The following is a 17,831-nucleotide window of genomic DNA, read 5'->3' on the forward strand; positions in this document are numbered from 1 at the left end:
GACACCAGTGTTTGGGGCCGGAATATTTAACCGATTGAAGGGATTGGTGTTTGTGTTGTTGCATAAAGAGTTCAGTAGAGTTCACCGCCACACGAGCTGGTCTGAAAACCATTCAAAAAGTCAGCGGGTGAACGACGGTTTTGCGTGAATTCGTGAGCAGGAATATCAGAATGGCTGAACACTTAATATGACCAGTTTGGGATTTTCACCGGCTGCTTTATCAACCCTTCTAAATCCACCGACGCTGCGAGGATCCGTTATGTCCCCTGATGAAACAAAATTAATCGAACTGACTGACCGTCTTCTGGACGCCATTTCAGGTGGAGACTGGCCGGTCTATTCCGAATTATGTGATCCCTCACTGAGCTGTTTCGAGCCGGAAGCTCGGGGACACCTGGTGCAGGGAATGCCGTTTCACAAATTCTACTTCGAACTGGGTGGCAACAATCCAGGACAGACGACCATTGCTTCGCCACACGTTCGACTGCTGGGGGCAGATGTGGCTGTTGTGAGCTATGTGCGTTTGGTACAGCAGGTGGACTCTTCCGGTGAGGCGTGTACATGTCGGTTCGAGGAAACTCGTGTCTGGCATCGTAAAAACGAATGTTGGAAACACGTACACTTTCATCGTTCGGCCAACGCCTGACAGGACATGTCGAGTCCGGATTCCTGAAGGTCCAGTGGATTGATCAGGCTGCCTGCAGTTGGTGTTAAATGCTGATTGAGACAAGTCGTCTCACCCGGGCCGGATGTCAGCAGTCGCACCGAACGAGGAAAACGTCGGGTGTTCACTGTGGGGAGACGTTGCTGCGCCTGGTAAAGCCTGGTACGTATTGCATTCGCCCGTTATGTGGCTCCTGCCTGTTCTGGCCGGATTGTTTCCAGAATCTGCTGATTCACATTGTGTTCTCCAGCAGTCGGAGTGTCCTTGTTCGTACCAAGACTATTCTTGGTCACGGCCGGAGCGGCCGATACAAAAGAGGTGCCTGTCGCCACGGATGAAGATTTGTCCGTTGCTGACAGCCGGCGACGCACTGCAGGCTTCGTCCAGTGGATTATCAGCGAGCAGATCGAATGTCGGTCCGGCACGGACAATTTTTGTGTCACCGTCGTCTGACAGAAAGTACACGAGTCGCCCGCTAGAAATCAGTGATGCACTGTATCTTCGTCCGACACGTTCCATCCACAACTGTTCTCCCGATGTTGCGTTGTAACAACCAGCAACGCCGTTATCGGAAACCATCAGAAAGGAGTTGCCGACGACAACCGGAGACGGGACGTAGGGACATGCTCGTCTTATACGCCATTCCACATGAGTATCCGTAACGTTGCCCTGGCCGTCGGGACGAACAGCCCAGACCTGACGATTCGGGTAGCCACACGGCACAAGCAGACGACTGCCGTCGTAAACCAGCGAAGCGACGGCGCGTCCCCTGGGACCGTTGATGCGCCAGTGCTCGGATCCATCAGTGGGATTGTAACTCACGATTTCGTGCCCTCCCGACATAAACATGTGCGGGCGACCGTTTACCGTTCGAAATAATGGTGTGGAATGACTGCGTATACGATGCTGTCGGTTCACTTTCCACATCGTTCGGCCTGTACGCCGATCCAGTGCGATGAGATAGGCATCGCCGTCATGATCAGCATTCAGAATCACGGTTTCCTGGAACACGACAGGGTTGCTGCAGAATCCCCAGACGCTGACGTAGGGACCGGGGCGGACTAGCCATTGCAGGTTTCCGTCAAAGTCAAAAGCAGCGACAACCATCCGGCCAGGACTCACGGACCGTCCGGAGTTGTCGGCACGCAGATTTCCGGAACGGGCCCTGACAACGGCGGCATCCAGTTCACTGCCGTCAGGCTCCAGGAATGCTACGTATATCAGTTCACCGTCGGTTGCCGGAGTTCCTGAAGCATAGCTGTTGAGGTCATGCATGTTTTCCAGCGGCGCAGCGATGACCTTTGAATTCCACAGCTTGTGTCCGTTTCGCCGATCGAGACACAGCAAAACCCGTTCCCTGGTTCCCGGAATACAGGCCACCAGAAAAACCCGATTTTCCCACACGACCGGAGACGCATGTCCCTGTCCCGGCAGGACGACTTTCCATGCGATGTTTTCAGTGCTGCTCCACTGAACGGGCAGGTTTTGTTCGAAGCTGGTTCCATCACCACGAGATCCCCGCCACTGTGGCCAGTTTTCCGCCTGCACATTCAGTGACAGCGAAAGGGTCAGTCCGGAGAACACAGCAAACACAATTCGCATGACGTCAGTTCACCTGTGGTCGGCTGATCTCAAGTAAAATTGCCACGATGTCACCCTTGCTCGGTGTTTTCGGACTACTTGTAAAGACCCAGAACATACCGTCACCCGCACTGATGGAGTCGCTATAGGCATAACTACCACCATGTCTCGGCCGGTCGAGAATCATTTTACTGCTCCAGCTCTGACCATTGTTCGTCGAAAAACTGGCGACGGTTGCACGTTCAGAGATATCACGTCCGGTCAGGATCAACGTGTTGTGGTCGAGACGATTCATCCGGGGAGCCCATACCTTCAAGCCGGTTTCTTTCACAATTGGTTCCCACGTCCTGCCGTGATCGTGACTGCGTCGTGAATAACAGTGATTTTTCGGTGGTGTGTGATAGGTCATTGCCAGTAGTGAACCGTCGGGACAAAATACAACGTGGGGATAAAACGGAGGCCCGGCCTTTGGTAGACTGGTGAAATCAGGAAATTCAACAGGAAACATCACACTTCGTTTGATCCACGAAACGCCGCAGTCCTCAGAAACGTAAAGCGAGTTTCCAAGTCTTGACCAGACTCCGGCATACATAACACCTCGATGTGTGATGAGATTTCGTGCAAACATGACAGCGTATTTATTGCTGTCATCCATCGGGCCGATTCGCTGCCAGCTTTTCCCGTGGTCTTGACTTGTCTGGACCCATGACGCAGTAATCCCGGGATCTCCGGTCAGCGTTCTGCGACGCTGAGTGATCATCACCAGTTGCCCATCCGGGGCCAGACCGTATTCGCCAAACAGTGAATCGATGTCATCACTGCGCCAGTCTGAGACAGGTCCTTCGTTGTGCCAGGTCAGTCCATTGTCAGTACTGCGCCACTGACGCACAAATCCATCACCACCTCGATGTTTGTTTGAGTCCTGATGACTGAGCAAAAGATCGCCATTCGCCGCCCGAATAACACATGGTCCGTGCAGATCCCGCTGTGGATCAATATTGACTTCGATCTGTTTCACCATCCTCACGATGGTGGAATTATCCAGACAGACAGACGTGAGTTCTTCCGCAGACAGGCCGCAGGATACGATCAGCACAGAGATCGTTGTGAACCAGAAGACGCAATATCTTGACAAGTCCTTCTCCTGAATCAGGGTGTCGGGGAGAAAAGTCACTGTAAAGTTATCAAGGAAATGTGACTGGACTCACTCAACTCATCAATCAGATTAACTGTTGGTCGCTTCCACGCAAGCAAATGCAAAATCGGGTTGTTACAGCGGTGTTGTATTTGGAGCGCAGTGGTGTATCCCTTTCCACAACATCCTCAGCATCGAACGTTCAGTTATTTGTGCGAATGTTTTGTCACTTTCATTACTAAACACCTGAACAGTTCCGTCATAAGTTTTAACAATGTGCTGAGCCGTTCGTGTTTTGAACGATCGTCACCTCGGTTTGATGCATTTCGTCCGGCAAACCGCCCATCGTACAACCCTGTTTCCGCTGGTAAATCGTGACAGTGGAGCCATGGCAGCCGCCTCAGCGTTTTTACCCCTGAGACAGTCCGCCAGTGGAAATGTGTTTTCGATCTGCTGCACTCCGATCCACGATTGTTTTTGCAATTGCTGCTGAGGTTTGTGCACTCTGGAAATATGCGCTTTATTCAAAGCGCGCCGGAGATCTCACCTCCGGCGGATCAGCAGATGGGTGTGACAGATGCCTCAGGAAGTGACGGGCCAATTGAATTGCCTACACGTCCATGACGATCTCGACATCTTTTGGCAGCGGATGGGCTCGGGAACAGAAGGAAATTGCCATGTAAACGGTGAGCGACACAAGCAGTGCCACCGCGCCACCGTTGAGTCCCCATGGCAGTCGAATTCCTTTCTGTTCACACAGCAGAACAGAAACATTCACAGTCAGAGCGGCAATGATGGAACAGTTGGCGGCAAGGGCGGTTCCGCGTTTCCAGTTGAGTCCGATTGCCACTGCCGGTACCAGTGTTGACGCGAAAATGCCCCATCCGTAGGCCCCCAGCAGTGCGATCAGCGAGATTCCGGATTTGAGGGCGAACACAGATGCTGCGACTGCCAGGACCAGAGTGGCAATGCGGGCCCACAATAGTTCGTTTTTCAAAGGCCGTCCAAGAACTGATTTAGGGATGTCATGTACAAGGGCAGCGGTGCCTACACTCAGGAATCCGTCCGCTGTCGACATAATGGCAGCAAACAGACCGGCAAACACAACGCCGGCCAGCAGGGGGTGTGCGTAGGTCTGCAGAAACGCGGTAGCTGCATCTCCGGAACTCTCCAGTTCTGGATAACGCCCCTGCAATACAACGGTTCGCATCGCCAGACCGATGCTCAGCCATAACAGTGCCGATACCGTGTAACCCACCATCGATAACGGTAGGATTGTTCTGGCATCCTTCACTCGACGGTTCATCATGATCTTGGTGACAACCTGAGGCTGTCCGGCCCCACCGAGCGCGAACAGAAAGTACCATGACAGGCAGCCCATCATGCCGAGTGTTCCCCAGGGGCCCATCGCTTCCGGATCGTCGGCCATGATTGTTCGTGACATTTCAGTGAATCCGCCGTCGACGGTCGTCGCCGCAGTCAGAAACACAAGAATGGCCGCAATGATCATGATCAGGCCCTGGAAGACGTCCGTGTAGACGGACGCAATGATGCCTCCTGTGACACAGTAGAACACCAGGACGACACATCCTATCGTGATGGTGGCTTCCATAGTGACGGATGTGCCGTCGGCATCGAGCAACAGTGCCTGAAGCACGGCATGATTCTGGATCACTCCCATGATCACTGTATTCTCTTCGATGATACTCCTGAGGACGACAGCCATGGCTTTCATCTGGGATGCCAGATAGCCGACCACTCCTCCCAGAATCGCAATCGATGCAAGCAAACGAGTCGACTGATTTCCGTATCTCGCGGCAATCACGTCGGGAAGTGACAATGGCTGATGAACTTCAGCAAACAGTCGCAGGCGTTTTCCAAGCAGAAAGAATGAAATTGTGTACCCGATGGTGACAGAGACGACCATCCAGATCGAACTCATCCCCATTCGGTATACCAGCTCCGGACCACCCACGAACCCAAAGCCGCTCAGGGTGCTGGAAAACACGGCCATCGAAGTCACGAAGGCCCCAAGGTGGCGGCCGGCCATGAAGAAGTCGCCGGAGTCCCTGGTGCGTTTCATCGCCCACAGGCCAACCGCAATACAGACAATCATGTAGATCAATACACAGGTGACGACAATGCCCTGCCGATATTCTTCCATCAGTCAGCCTTCTCCATGGTTTCCTGACGTCGCGTTCGGACGAATTCTTCAATGCGCTGCAGGTCTTCCGGCTTCAGGATCCACCGATCAAACTGGAGAAGATAAAACACACTGAACAGAACAGGGATGCCTCCAACCCCGTAAACCATAATGGCGGTCGGCAGCGGCAGGCCCAGTACGATGTCCCGAGTATCGCCCTTCGCGTAGGCTGCCTCCACGAAGATCATCACTGTCATCATCATCAGATACAGGAAGCCGACTGAGCCAAACCAGCTTCCCAGTGCTCTCCGTTCTTTCGTGCCCAGAAACAGGACAACGACGAAGAACGATGCCTGCAGCAGTGCAAAAGACAGTCCGATCCAGCGCACATTGCCGAGGCGGTCAGTTCCGGTACTGCCCTGATTCATTGTGTCGGGAAAACGGGCATGCACTGTGCCGTGGCCACCAGACGGCTCAGTAACAAAAAACAGCAATCCCAGAGTAATGCACATTCCGGTCAGACAGAACATCAGTACCCATGGCACGCTGGAAGAACGCTCGTGATTCATTCCCGGCTTTCTAAGCAAACAATTCTTTCCGAATGGCAGTGAACATCTCGTTACGGAAATGAGACGTGTATCAGTGCGGCCGCAGAGAACAGTAGAAGGCTTCTGCTCATTAGCTGCAAATATCGTTTCTGTGGTCTCTGTGCTGCGGAATCATCGTTTACGCAGCGGCCGATCAGGGGGGGGTATGGAACATGATCCGTACGTAAAACCATCACGCTAATTCCACTCCGGATGGCGCACGTCATGTGGCAGTATGCGATGAGACCTGCGGAAACGATTCGTACATGCTTCCCAGATGCCATAGGGATCTTCTTCGAGAACAGTGCTGCAGTCTGCCGGAACACTGAACCAGTCACCTCGTGAAATTTCATCTTCCAGCTGTTGATGTTGCCACCCGGCATATCCGCAATAGACACGAAAAAAAACCTGCGGGTCCGAATCAGTTTTCGGACTCAACACAGCTTCCAGGGAATCATCACTATCTGCCAGGAACAAACCGGGAATGACTTCGCGATCCCGGAGTCCGGGCCGCAGGTGGTTATGCAGAACGAACAGGGCTGATGTTTCCACGGGGCCGCCTATATAGACGGGTGCGTCGAGTGACAGGGAGGCACTGCTGCCGAGCGCGGCATCAACTGCAATCGACGAAGGGCGGTTAATAACAAGTCCCATGGCTCCTTCGGCATTGTGTTCCAGAATCAGTATTACGGTCCGGTAGAAATTCTGATCACGTAAATGATCTGCCGCGATTAAGAATTCACCATAAAGACAGTCACTCATTTGATTACCTGGAAATATTCAGCGAAACAGAAGCTATGGGAATTTATCCGTATGCTGTTGCCCTTGAATCCCAGGACCTGCTCCGACTGATCGCACCAGGTTCGCGGTGTATTACAACCCAGTGTGCAGGTCATACGAACAACGTTTTGTGACGCTTATGTGTGCCTTCCTTGCACAATTTGAAACAGCCTGTGATGACAAACACAAAACGACACATGTGTCAGGCAGGACAGTCAAGGTTTTAAAACAATTCATGTATGTCCTGATGACCAAAATCGACCAGAGGAAACGGACGGCCACCCGGACCCGGCAGATGATCATCAAGTTTAAGACCAAGACCGCGAAAGATCGTTGCAATGACGTCAGCCGGAACAACAGGTCGGTCTGCCGGAACTCCTCCCATCGGATCGCTTGCTCCGACCACCTGTCCTCCCTTGACACCGGCACCTGCGAAGTAGACCGAAAAACACTGAGGCCAGTGGTCTCTGCCTCCGGCCGGATTTACCTTGGGCGTTCGGCCAAACTCTGCGACATTACACACCATGGTCGTGTCCAGCAATCCGCGGAGATTCAGGTCTTCAATTAAGGCGGAGTAGCCCTGGTCATACATTGGGGCCACAATGTCCTTCATTCCGGCAATTGAAGTGAACGGGGCTGAACCGTGGATATCCCACGTAACTTCATTAAACACTGTCAGGAATGTATTGACTGTGACGAACCGCACGCCGGCCTCAACCAGTCGACGTGCCAACAGACAACATTGGCCAAATCGGTTCATCCCGTAACGTTCGCGGACAGCCTGAGGTTCTTTTGTGAGGTCAAAGGCGTCTCGAGCCTGTGTACTGGTCATCATTCGCCACGCAGCCTGGAAATTATCATCCAGTAGACGAGCATCTTCTGCTGATTCAAAATCCTGGACAGTATTGTCAATCAGGTCTCTGAGTTTACGACGACGCTGAAGACGCACATCACCGATTGTGTCCGGCGGTAACAGATCGGGTACCTGAAAATTTTCCTGTGAAGGGTCAGCCATCAGCGCGAACGGATCGTGTGCTTTGCCCAGGAATCCACCGGACTGACCATTTGGCAGATTTCCGCCACCACGTCCCATCGTTTCCGGCAGAACTACAAACGGCGGCAAGTCAGACCGTCGGCCGCGTAACCAGGATAAAACGGCACCGGCATGGGGTGAATTTACGCCTCCGGTGAACTGCCGTCCGGTCTGCATCATCTGCCAGCCCGCATCATGGACAGCGGCACCACCATGATGAACCGATCTGACAAGTGAAAACTGATCGGCCAGTTCTGCATGTCGGGGCAGGATCTCAGATAATTCAAAGTCGCCCCGCGTGGAGATCGGCTGAAAAGGACCGCGAACTTCAGCCGGTGCGCCGGGTTTTGGATCGAACGTATCAAGCTGACTGGGCGCACCGAGATTGAAAATCATGATGCACGATTTTTCGTCCTGTCCCGGTTCCACTGCGCCCCGTTCTTTTGCTTCCAGATAGGTCGGCAGAGACAGTCCCGCCGCGCCTAAGGAACCGACCTGCAAAAAATCACGCCGCCTGACTCCGCTGCATGTTTGCGAGGATCCGTTTCCGGTGAGATTTAACATTACGATGTTCCTGGAATGACTGTCACATCATACGAATTTCATTAATTGACGTACGACACTAACAGAATTGAACGCAGGACTGTTTGGTAAGTTCGTGGACGAACCCACAACGCAAAATTCATTGGGTACACTACAAGTGTAAACATGAGCGGACTGTGGAACAAGAACGGGATTTTACGTGGCCAACGTATTGTATCAGGATTCAAGTTTGTCGAATCAGGCGGACAACAGCTGCCAGCCTGGGTTTTTGAAGTTTTTTGAGTTTAGACATTTACGTCGCCAGTGTGCGACAGGGTGATGTTCGTCGGCACACGATCGCTGGATCTCAGGTTGACCCACATGAACTGTGTACGGTTGCCTAAGGCCGATTGAAACCACGCATCGAGGTGAACTGCGGGATTTGACCCTGCCTCGACAGATTTCAGCAGACATAATTCTCCTTCCCAGACGCGGGCCAGCCAGGCGGCGATGGAATCGCTGGTCACATCCCACGAGACAGGAAGACCGGGATCGTGTGGGTTCGACACCTGTTCCGACTTAAGTACCTGAAGTATGTCGATCAAAGGGACCTTTCCACGTTTTGCGGCCGCTGTCGCTTCAGGTTTTGATGACACAAGACACATTCGACGATCGTTTCCGCAGAGGTTGACGGCATTGAATGACATTGCTGCAATCGCAAGCCGGTGAGCTTCGCTGCTGTCCACGAGTCGTCGTGTATGCCATTGGCGGACGAGGTTTGCAGTCGGACCTCCACCCACAACGACGACAGGGTTGTGAAGATCAGTGACGATACACGTCAGGCGGTCTGCAACATCGTCCAGATCCAGCAGACTGCCTCCCAGCTTGACTACGGTGCACTTTCCACCGTGGCACATCAGTCGATGATCTTGTTGATGGAGTACTCAACAATTCCGCGCGCGCCTGCCTGTTTCAGCTGAGGAATCGCAGTTCGTACTATCTGCTCCTCCACAATCGTGTTAACTGAGATCCAGTCGGGGTCTGACAACTGCGAAATTGTCGGGTTTTGCAGCGCCGGCAGAATAGACACGACGCCTTCAAGATTGTCCCGGCGGACATTCATCATCAGGCCAACCCGACCTTCTGCCTGAAGACAGGAATTCAACATCAGTGCAATGTTCTCAACTCTGGTACGTACCCAGTCGTCTTTGAAGCTTTCACGATTGGCGATGAAGCGAGTCGTACTTTGCAGAACTTCATCTACAACACGCAAATTGTTGGCGCGAAGCGAACTACCTGTCTCCGTTACTTCCACGATGGCATCGGCCAGTCGCGGAGGCTTGACTTCCGTTGCTCCCCATGAAAACTCGACCTGGGCCGTGACACCATGACGTTGCAGGTAGGCTTTTGTCAGACCCACAGCTTCGGTGGCAATGCGTTTGCCCTCCAGGTCAGCCGCTGACTCAATCGGAGAATTATTGGGGACGCAGAGCACCCAGCGAACCGGTCCACGACTGACTTTGGAGAATTTCAGTTCGCAGATCTCCTGAACGTCGGCCTGTGTTTCAACAATCCAGTCATGTCCCGTGATACCGGCATCCAGAATCCCGTTCGCCACGTATCGTGCCATTTCCTGAGCACGGATAAGCATGCATTCGATTTCGGGATCGTCAATCTTTGGAAAGTAAGACCGGGAAGCAAACGTAATTTTGTATCCGGCCTGACGAAACAACTCGGCTGTTGACTCCTGCAGACTGCCTGCGGGGATCCCCAGTTTGAGTACTCGTTGGGTCATTTTGATGTGATTCCAAGGCAAAAAAGTCGAAAAGATGTTGAATCAGATTTCCGGCCACAGCGGGCTGCGCGAACAGACTCGTTGGTTAACGGCCATATACCTGCTTCGGGTCGAAGATGCGTTCGCCTTCAACGACGACCGTATTTGAGCCAGTGTCAATTCGTCGAAAGAAACAACTACGGTACCCGGTGTGACAGGCAGCACCGCCCACCTGGTGAATCCGCACCAGCAGCGCATCTGCGTCACAGTCGAAATACATCCCCTTTAACTCCTGCACGTTACCGCTTTCTTCGCCCTTTCTCCAAAGTTTTTGCCGACTGCGACTGAAATAGACAACACGACGGGTTGCCAGCGTCTCCTGAAATGCCTCTTCATTCATCCAGGCCATCATCAGCACGTCGCCGGTTTCGGCATCCTGAGCGATTGCCGGAATGAGTTTGTGTTTTGAAAAATCAGGCCAGTCGGCGCTGCTCATATTCACGATTCCCCATCAGAACTAATCAGGAGTTCCAAGCGTATCAACGACATTAGACTGTCACCAGCCGATGAAACTCCCCGTCTTCCGGATTTTGCAAATCCTGCTCTTATCGGTTTTGCCGTGTTTTTTTGAATACGGGCCGAAGCAACCGCTGCGTCGCGAAACATCACGATTTTCGGGCATGAGAACTAGCTGAATTGGTCATTACGTGAACTTGCCCGTCGTTCTCAGTCGCCTATCATCCCACCCTATGGACACACTGGGTTGGCGACCCCTGTCTCCGAAACACGAATCGGTACTTCCAGACCATTCCGTTCATCTGAACGTGGCGAAAGTAGAATTCATGGCTGAACAGAAGGCAACAAATGTTACCTGGCACGATCACGCAGTCGGTCGAGTGGAACGAGCTCAGCTGAACGGGCACAAAGGTGCGGTGCTTTGGTTTACGGGTTTGAGTGGTTGTGGCAAGAGTACTGTTGCAAATGCTGTTGACCGCCTGCTGCATGATCGAGGCGTGCATACGTACGTGCTGGACGGGGACAACGTCCGTATGGGGCTCAACAAAAATCTTGGCTTCTCTCCGGAGGATCGTACGGAAAATATTCGTCGAATTGGGGAGGTCGGAAAGTTGTTCGCAGACTCAGGAACCATCGTGACGACTGCATTTATCTCTCCTTATCGGGCCGACCGTGACGCCGTTCGTTCACTGTTTGCAGACAATGAATTTATTGAAATTTATGTGAATGCGAGCCTCGAAACCTGCGAACGTCGTGATCCTAAGGGGCTGTACAAGAAAGCACGCGCCGGAGAAATTCGAGGGTTCACCGGGATCGATGCCCCGTACGAAGCTCCTGAGTCTGGTGAACTGGAACTTGATTCTGACAGCTATGGAATCGAAGAACTCGCGAATCAGGTCATCACGTATCTGGAATCCAACGGCTTCCTGAGTGTCTGACTGAAAACATCATCTGAAAAGGTCCCGGCACAGGCCGATGGATTTTGTCCGGCCCTGATTGAGGAATAATCCGGTCATTCGCCTCGCTGATTTCTCCCAACATCCCGCCTCCTGATTCGTTGGGATCGGCCGCCTGGTGGCTGTGCCGGATTCTAACCCGGGTTATCTGTTTATGTTGTCGTCATTCCCGCTGGTTGTTTTGCCGATTGTGATTGCCGGCCTCGGTCCGGACAAACCTCTGTCCGGTGTCAAGGCGTCGAATACAGAGACAACTTTAAGTGTGAACCAGGGTCACTGGACAAACTCACTGGATGAAGCCCGGAGATTGTCTGCAGAGAAGAACATTCCGGTTATCCTGCATTTTGAAGCCTCATGGTGTGGCGCCTGTCGACGAATGGATACCCAGGTTCTGAATGATTCTGCCGTCCGCGAATATCTCGGAACACGGCTGATCGGGATGCGTGTTGACGCCGATCGGCACCGGGACCTCATTGACACTCATCGGGTGGCGACACTCCCGACCGAAATTGTGATTTTACCCGGCGGTGCAGAAGGCGGGCGTTACGTTGGCGCGATTTCTCTGCAGGGGTATCTGTCACGCCTGCAGGTCATCGCTGAGCAGGTCACCGCATCCGGTTCCGAAAAGGATACCGCCAGTGCCAATGATCAGACCAGGAGCGGACAGGTCGTCCAGACCGAAAAAACGCGTTCATGTCTGATTGTTCGTCGCGACGGCAAGATGGTTGGACTTGGCGGATTTTCACCGGTTGCACTCTCCGTAAATCGCAGGTGGGAAGCCGGAAAAGAAGAATTCATCGTCAGCTTCCAGGAGGTTGATTATTTTCTACAGTCAGCGGAGGAGGTCTCCCGATTCGAAGCCAACCCTGACAGGTTCGTTCCACATCTGCACGGATGTGACCCTGTGGAGCTGCACTTCAGCAAACTGGCCCGGACCGGGGCGATCGAGTTCGGTGCGTTCTATAAAGGTGAAATGTTTTTCTTTGCCAGTATCGAGAATCGGAAGCGGTTTCAAGATAACCCCGCATGGTATCTGGAGTCCACGCAGCAACCGGAGAGTGAAAGCGACGCGGCCAGACTGCTTGACATGATTCGATAGCAGGTTAGGAAACCTGGATTGGGTGCCTTTGCCTCTATGTGATTTTTGCACCCGCCAGTACGTGAATCGCTTTCCATTCCGCAGGCGTCACGGGAGTGATCGACAGCCGGTTGCCTTTAGCCATGACTCGCATTCGCTCAGTGGTTTTGTTTTCTTTCAGCATGTCCCGAGTGATGATGCTATCAAAGATCTGATCCAGCTTAATGTCGACCATGAACCATCTCGGGTTGTCCGTCTGACTCTTTGCATCAAAGTATCTGTGGTCCGACTGAAACGCAAAGTGGTCCGGATAGCCGTTCTTCACCACGTGTGCCGTGCCCGCTATGCCCAGGGGAGCGACGCGACTGTGGTAGAAAAGGACGCCATCACCGATCTTGATGTCGTCCCGCAGCATGTTTCGAACCTGATAATTTCTGACGCCTTCCCACGTCGTGGTCTGTTTTGTTTCTTTGGCCAGATCCTGAATGGAGTAGACATCGGGTTCGGATTTGAAAAGCCAGTATCTTGTTGATTTCGCCATGTTTTTGCTGGTTGATTATCTCGGGAATGGATGGTTCGAGTAGAAGTCCACAAAGCCCATCAAATGGTTGGACAACGAACCCGTCTGCATGTTGTAATCCCGGCATGTACTGTTCGCCAGTCGATCCTGCCGCTGCAGAACACTGGGCATCCACTACAAATCTGAATGATTCGATGGCGCGATCAAAAGCCGTACGATTGAAACCGTATCCGGTCCTGGGTCAGGAAACCGGATTCCCGATTGGTGATCGAGGTTCCTGGGAAGTCTGCATTACAGGCGAATTGTCGGAAAAACAGACTGAACTTCTCGGACGACTGACAGAATTCCCCGCGGGAAGTCGCGGGATCATTTGGTTCGATTCCTGCGGGGGAAGCGTGTATGCAGGACTGGCCGTTGCCAGTGTTATTCGCATCAGGGGACTGATGGCGACCGGTGTTGTGCTGGGAGAATGTTCTTCAGCTGCTTTAATCCCGTTTGCAGCCTGTCGTAAACGGTTCGTAACACCACTGTCCACATTATTGTTTCACCCCATGCGCTGGCAGTCTGAAGAGGATGTCCGCCTTGAGGAAGCAGCCGAATGGGCTCGTCATTTTCGTCATCTTGAAACCCGACTGGACAATCTGCTTGAACAGCTGTTCCCGATTTCCGCTGAGGCACTGGAAAAATGGAATAATCCAGGACGGTTTGTCGATGGACCGGAACTGGCCGAATCCGGACTGGCTGAACTCATTGATCCATTCCATGCTGATGATTGCTGGAAAAGAATCAGGTCCGCGTAAATAATCCGTGATTGAAAGAACCTTGTTTTATTTCCTGGATTGCCCTGGAGTTCATTATGTGCGTGCGAGTGACACGGTTTGTCTTGATGGTCCTGCTGGTTTCGCTGCAGGGGCTTTGTGCTGAAGAGACCCGCATTCTTATGGTCACTCAGAGCGTGGGATATCGACACGCGTCCGTTACTCGGGAGAAAGAACAGTTGGCTACGGCCGAAGTGGCCATGATTCAGCTTGGTCAGCAGTCGGGCCTGTTTACCGTGGACTGCACCCAGGATGCGGCTGCCGACTTTACTCAGGAAAATCTTCAAAATTATCAGATCGTCGTGTTCTACACGACCGGCGCTCTTCCGATTGAGCAGTCTGATCTGGATTACTTTTTTAACACATGGCTGAAGACAAAGGGCAACGGTGTTATCGGGTTTCACTCCGCAGCAGATACCTTCGGCGACTACGAGCCGTACTGGGACATGATCGGTGGAACTTTCAAAGCGCATCCCTGGAATTCCGGGGATACGGTCACAATCAGTGTTCATGAACCGGATCATTCGTTGATGAAGCCGTTTGGGAAGGAAATTCAAATACGAGATGAGATCTACGAGTATCGACACTGGCAGCCTGAAAAAGTGCGTGTTCTGATGAGTCTCGATATGGAAAAATGCGAGAAGAAAAAGCCTTACCACGTGCCGGTGGCGTGGGTGAAGTCTTACGGCGAAGGCCGGGTTTACTACAACAACCTTGGGCACAACAGGGAAACCTGGTCCAATAATGCGTATCTCGATTCGATTGCGGCCGGTGTGAAATGGATTCGCATCAGTGGTGACGCAGCTTCGTCTCCGAATCCTGAAGTTTCTGCTGCCCAGGAAGTGGTTGCCCGTCAGGCGGTCGATGAATAGATGATTCAATTCCTCAGACGGCTTCAATGTTCAGACAAATCGTCGTTTGTGTTCCAGTTCACTGAATTGCGGAAAACCTCCCTATGAAAACCGATAACGATAATTCAACCCGCCGCAGTTTTCTTAAGACGTCGTCAGCGGCTGCGATTGCCGGTGGATCGATCCTGCAGGATCTCAGCAGCGTCCAGGCCTCACACGTCAGCAGTGATGAAACAGTTCGCATCGGGCTGATTGGTTGCGGGGGCCGCGGGACCGGCGCAGCCGGTCAGGCAATGAATACCGAAGGACCTGTCAAACTGGTCGCTGTTGCAGACGCTTTCGAAAACAATCTGGAACGCAGTATTCGAAACCTGCAGGGCAGCTACGGTGACAAAGTTGATGTCCCTCGCGACCGACGGTTCACAGGGTTCGATGCCTATAAAGGTGTGCTCGAACAGGACATTGATCTTGTGTTGATCGCGACACCACCAGGATTTCGTCCTTTACACTTTGAAGCTGCGGTGGCTGCAGGAAAGCACGTGTTTGCCGAGAAGCCTGTTGCTGTCGACCCGTCCGGCGTACGCCGATTTCTGCGAGCGGCAGAGGAATCGAAACAACGTGACTTGCTGGTACAGATCGGGCTTCAGCGACGACACGAACGTGCCTATATGGAAACCATGCAGCGCGTCAAGGACGGTGCCATCGGAGACATCATCTCGGCCCGTGCTTACTGGAACAGTCGCGGTGTCTGGGTGCGTCCTCGTAAGGACAATCAGACAGAAATGGAGTACCAGATGCGAAACTGGTATTACTTCAACTGGCTGTGCGGCGACCACATTACCGAACAGCACATTCACAACCTGGATGTGATCAACTGGCTGATGGATGACTTTCCGATAAAAGCTCAGGGACAGGGCGGACGCCAGGTACGCACAGGACAGGAATTTGGCGAAATCTACGATCACTTCTTTGTGGAATACACCTACGGCAAAGACAACGCGATGGGCAGCAACGTCACGCTGCTCAGTCAGTGCAGGCACATTCCAGACTGCTGGAATCATGTCAATGAATATGCCGCCGGTTCTCAGGGCGCGGTTGATTTTGGCGGAGCAAAGATTTTTGACGCCAAGGGCAGACAGGTATGGGAGTACGGCAGTGGGGGGCGCGGCGGTCATCAGCAGGAACACCATGATCTGTTTGCCGATCTGCGGGCAGGGAACCGACCTAACGAAGCCGTATACGGTGCCAAAAGTTCCATGACTTCAATTCTGGGTCGCATGGTCACTTATTCAGGCCAGGAAATGACCTGGGATCAGGCGTTGCACTCGGACCACAGACTTGCTGATGTCGACAGCTACCACAGTTACAGCGACACTCCACCGGTACTGCCCAAAGACGATATGACGTATCAGATTCCGGTACCGGGAAATCACCAGGTCCTGTAGTCGGTTTTGTGAACACATGAAGACCGTCAACCGGCCGTCGGAGAGGAACGTCGTTTGGCACGTTGAACGGCGCGATCACGTTCTTGCTGTGTCAGGTCATAAACAGCGCGAAGCTGTGCTTCGAGGACCGGTGTAAGTTCTTTGCCTCGGCGTGGCATCGCAATTCGTGCTGTTTGCAGACCACTTTGAAGCGTCCACGGGAGGGACAGGCTTCCCGAACTAACACTGCTGAATGAGGGCACGTGCCGTGGCAACAGTCCGTCCGTCGGCAGGACCATGCTCATGACGCCGATCGAACTCCCGGTATTGAACATGCTGCCAATGGCTGTTTTTGCATGGTCTCCAAAAAACGTGCCAACTTTATTCATCCCGGAATCAATTCCATGTCCCTGAAGAGGAACTTTGACACTGCTGTAGTTGTTTTTGAGGTCTGAAGTTGTCGTCATTGCTCCAAAATTGACCCACGGACAGACATAGCTGTGTCCAAGGAACCCGTCATGATATTTTGTGACATAACCCAACAGAATTGACTCTTCAATTTCTCCGCCAACACGACACATCTCACCAATCGTCGTGCCGCTGCGTACATGCGCCCGAAACAGCTGTGAGTTGGATCCAATGTGACAGGGCCCTTCAATTCGTGTGAAGGACTGCACATGAGCATGGTTTCCGATCGAGACCGGACCGCCTCTGGCGTCGATCACAACATACGGGTCGATAATAGAATTTTCGGACACGTATACGTCAGCGGGATCACCGAGACACTGCACATGGTCAGATGCCGGTGTCTGAGATACTCCTGAATCTTTAAAATCACACTGTAGCTGAACGGGGTTCTGTTTTATCAGGTCCCACGGATATCGAATGATGGTTCCTCCGGCGGCTACCGAGGGCCAGGAAGATACAAATTCAGGCAGCGCTTCCCAATTTCCACTCAGCTCAGACAGATCGTTGCCGCTGAGTACTGCCCAGGCCACTTCTGAATCGATAATCCCCACTTGTCCTTCAGAGAACGATTCGACCAGCAACTGTGTTTGCGGTATCCATCGACCGTTGATCAGCAGCGTCTTCCCGTCGGTGGTCCATTCCTGGTCGTTGACGTGACACTCAGGCTGTGCTTCGGCATAGACATCTGCCAGCCACGGACGCACGCAGACACCCCATTCTGAAATCGGCAGAGCCGAGTGAACTCGGGATCTCAGGCATGATTGTCCACAGATCAGTTCAAACGCCGGTCGCAACAGTGCAATGGGGGACAGCGCCGAACAGGCCTTGTCTTCAAACAGGAGAACACGCATTGACTTCGTGTTTTAACGGGAGAAAATCCGGACAGACCGCGGGTGAAATTGATGCGAAACTAGTCAACTGATGTGACTTTTGATTCAGGCAATTCATTACAAAGCTGTTCGACCGTTTAGTTAAACTGCA

Annotated in this window: 17 protein-coding genes; 6 read left to right on the forward strand and 11 right to left on the reverse strand. The window is 52.7% G+C overall.

What is annotated here, in order from left to right; translation table 11 throughout:
* Positions 1 to 259 precede the first annotated feature (259 nt).
* A complete protein-coding gene (locus MK110_14395) occupies positions 260 to 646 on the forward strand; it encodes a nuclear transport factor 2 family protein (protein MCH2212492.1) in 387 nt (128 codons plus the stop codon).
* A gap of 297 nt (positions 647 to 943) precedes the next feature.
* Here the strand turns inward: MK110_14395 and MK110_14400 are convergent, their stop codons facing one another.
* The 9 genes from MK110_14400 to hisI form a co-directional block, all read right to left on the reverse strand.
* The gene (locus MK110_14400) at positions 944 to 2,266 is read right to left on the reverse strand and encodes a PQQ-like beta-propeller repeat protein (protein MCH2212493.1); all 1,323 of its coding nucleotides are present in this window, start codon (positions 2,264 to 2,266) and stop codon (positions 944 to 946) included.
* Between the two features lie 4 nt (positions 2,267 to 2,270).
* Entirely contained in the window at positions 2,271 to 3,380 is a 1,110-nt protein-coding gene (locus tag MK110_14405; GenBank protein MCH2212494.1) for a glycoside hydrolase, read from the reverse strand.
* A gap of 610 nt (positions 3,381 to 3,990) precedes the next feature.
* On the reverse strand, positions 3,991 to 5,544 hold the full coding sequence (locus tag MK110_14410; protein MCH2212495.1) for a hypothetical protein: 1,554 nt from the start codon (positions 5,542 to 5,544) through the stop codon (positions 3,991 to 3,993).
* Positions 5,544 to 6,092 (reverse strand): hypothetical protein, encoded by a 549-nt coding sequence (locus tag MK110_14415; GenBank protein ID MCH2212496.1) that lies wholly within the window; start codon positions 6,090 to 6,092, stop codon positions 5,544 to 5,546. The genes MK110_14410 and MK110_14415 overlap by 1 nt, the downstream gene beginning before the upstream one ends.
* Positions 6,093 to 6,308: 216 nt before the next feature.
* Positions 6,309 to 6,872 carry a YqgE/AlgH family protein gene (locus tag MK110_14420; protein MCH2212497.1) on the reverse strand — a complete coding sequence of 188 codons (564 nt, stop codon included), beginning with the start codon at positions 6,870 to 6,872 and terminating at the stop codon, positions 6,309 to 6,311.
* A 241-nt stretch (positions 6,873 to 7,113) separates the two neighbouring features.
* Complete coding sequence (locus MK110_14425; GenBank protein MCH2212498.1) at positions 7,114 to 8,487, reverse strand: DUF1501 domain-containing protein; 1,374 nt, start codon at positions 8,485 to 8,487, stop codon at positions 7,114 to 7,116.
* 263 nt (positions 8,488 to 8,750) lie between these two features.
* A complete protein-coding gene (locus MK110_14430) occupies positions 8,751 to 9,362 on the reverse strand; it encodes a hypothetical protein (protein MCH2212499.1) in 612 nt (203 codons plus the stop codon).
* Positions 9,362 to 10,240, reverse strand: a complete 879-nt coding sequence (hisG, locus tag MK110_14435) for an ATP phosphoribosyltransferase (GenBank protein ID MCH2212500.1) — start codon at positions 10,238 to 10,240, stop codon at positions 9,362 to 9,364. Before hisG ends, MK110_14430 begins: the two co-directional genes overlap by 1 nt.
* Positions 10,241 to 10,325: 85 nt before the next feature.
* Positions 10,326 to 10,715, reverse strand: coding sequence for a phosphoribosyl-AMP cyclohydrolase (hisI, locus tag MK110_14440; protein MCH2212501.1), 390 nt, complete (start codon positions 10,713 to 10,715; stop codon positions 10,326 to 10,328).
* A 346-nt stretch (positions 10,716 to 11,061) separates the two neighbouring features.
* On the opposite strand from hisI, the gene cysC reads away from it, so the two are divergent.
* Together cysC and MK110_14450 are read left to right on the forward strand one after the other, a co-directional pair.
* The gene (gene cysC, locus MK110_14445) at positions 11,062 to 11,673 is read left to right on the forward strand and encodes an adenylyl-sulfate kinase (protein ID MCH2212502.1); all 612 of its coding nucleotides are present in this window, start codon (positions 11,062 to 11,064) and stop codon (positions 11,671 to 11,673) included.
* A gap of 172 nt (positions 11,674 to 11,845) precedes the next feature.
* Complete coding sequence (locus MK110_14450; GenBank protein MCH2212503.1) at positions 11,846 to 12,790, forward strand: thioredoxin family protein; 945 nt, start codon at positions 11,846 to 11,848, stop codon at positions 12,788 to 12,790.
* A 34-nt stretch (positions 12,791 to 12,824) separates the two neighbouring features.
* Here the strand turns inward: MK110_14450 and MK110_14455 are convergent, their stop codons facing one another.
* The gene (locus MK110_14455; GenBank protein MCH2212504.1) at positions 12,825 to 13,310 is read right to left on the reverse strand and encodes an EVE domain-containing protein; all 486 of its coding nucleotides are present in this window, start codon (positions 13,308 to 13,310) and stop codon (positions 12,825 to 12,827) included.
* Positions 13,311 to 13,483: 173 nt separating this feature from the next.
* Here MK110_14455 and MK110_14460 point away from each other — a divergent pair, with 173 nt between their 5' ends.
* The 3 genes from MK110_14460 (at position 13,484) to MK110_14470 (ending at position 16,403) form a co-directional block, all read left to right on the forward strand.
* Entirely contained in the window at positions 13,484 to 14,089 is a 606-nt protein-coding gene (locus MK110_14460; GenBank protein MCH2212505.1) for an ATP-dependent Clp protease proteolytic subunit, read from the forward strand.
* Between the two features lie 56 nt (positions 14,090 to 14,145).
* A complete protein-coding gene (locus tag MK110_14465; protein ID MCH2212506.1) occupies positions 14,146 to 14,979 on the forward strand; it encodes a ThuA domain-containing protein in 834 nt (277 codons plus the stop codon).
* Between the two features lie 83 nt (positions 14,980 to 15,062).
* Positions 15,063 to 16,403 carry a Gfo/Idh/MocA family oxidoreductase gene (locus MK110_14470; protein MCH2212507.1) on the forward strand — a complete coding sequence of 447 codons (1,341 nt, stop codon included), beginning with the start codon at positions 15,063 to 15,065 and terminating at the stop codon, positions 16,401 to 16,403.
* Positions 16,404 to 16,429: 26 nt separating this feature from the next.
* Here the strand turns inward: MK110_14470 and MK110_14475 are convergent, their stop codons facing one another.
* Complete coding sequence (locus MK110_14475) at positions 16,430 to 17,701, reverse strand: hypothetical protein (protein MCH2212508.1); 1,272 nt, start codon at positions 17,699 to 17,701, stop codon at positions 16,430 to 16,432.
* Between the last annotated feature and the right edge of the window lie 130 nt (positions 17,702 to 17,831).

This window comes from Fuerstiella sp. (assembly GCA_022447225.1).
GTDB lineage: Bacteria > Planctomycetota > Planctomycetia > Planctomycetales > Planctomycetaceae > S139-18.

Excerpts from the sequence above, each read along its gene's own strand:
- MK110_14395 (MCH2212492.1), top strand. The coding sequence starts at position 260 with ATGTCCCCTGATGAAACAAAATTAATCGAACTGACTGACCGTCTTCTG.
- MK110_14400 (MCH2212493.1), bottom strand. The coding sequence starts at position 2,266 with ATGCGAATTGTGTTTGCTGTGTTCTCCGGACTGACCCTTTCGCTGTCA.
- MK110_14410 (MCH2212495.1), bottom strand. The coding sequence starts at position 5,544 with ATGGAAGAATATCGGCAGGGCATTGTCGTCACCTGTGTATTGATCTAC.
- MK110_14415 (MCH2212496.1), bottom strand. The coding sequence starts at position 6,092 with ATGAATCACGAGCGTTCTTCCAGCGTGCCATGGGTACTGATGTTCTGT.
- MK110_14420 (MCH2212497.1), bottom strand. The coding sequence starts at position 6,872 with ATGAGTGACTGTCTTTATGGTGAATTCTTAATCGCGGCAGATCATTTA.
- MK110_14425 (MCH2212498.1), bottom strand. The coding sequence starts at position 8,487 with ATGTTAAATCTCACCGGAAACGGATCCTCGCAAACATGCAGCGGAGTC.
- MK110_14430 (MCH2212499.1), bottom strand. The coding sequence starts at position 9,362 with ATGTGCCACGGTGGAAAGTGCACCGTAGTCAAGCTGGGAGGCAGTCTG.
- hisG (MCH2212500.1), bottom strand. The coding sequence starts at position 10,240 with ATGACCCAACGAGTACTCAAACTGGGGATCCCCGCAGGCAGTCTGCAG.
- hisI (MCH2212501.1), bottom strand. The coding sequence starts at position 10,715 with ATGAGCAGCGCCGACTGGCCTGATTTTTCAAAACACAAACTCATTCCG.
- cysC (MCH2212502.1), top strand. The coding sequence starts at position 11,062 with ATGGCTGAACAGAAGGCAACAAATGTTACCTGGCACGATCACGCAGTC.
- MK110_14450 (MCH2212503.1), top strand. The coding sequence starts at position 11,846 with ATGTTGTCGTCATTCCCGCTGGTTGTTTTGCCGATTGTGATTGCCGGC.
- MK110_14455 (MCH2212504.1), bottom strand. The coding sequence starts at position 13,310 with ATGGCGAAATCAACAAGATACTGGCTTTTCAAATCCGAACCCGATGTC.
- MK110_14460 (MCH2212505.1), top strand. The coding sequence starts at position 13,484 with ATGGCGCGATCAAAAGCCGTACGATTGAAACCGTATCCGGTCCTGGGT.
- MK110_14465 (MCH2212506.1), top strand. The coding sequence starts at position 14,146 with ATGTGCGTGCGAGTGACACGGTTTGTCTTGATGGTCCTGCTGGTTTCG.
- MK110_14470 (MCH2212507.1), top strand. The coding sequence starts at position 15,063 with ATGAAAACCGATAACGATAATTCAACCCGCCGCAGTTTTCTTAAGACG.
- MK110_14475 (MCH2212508.1), bottom strand. The coding sequence starts at position 17,701 with ATGCGTGTTCTCCTGTTTGAAGACAAGGCCTGTTCGGCGCTGTCCCCC.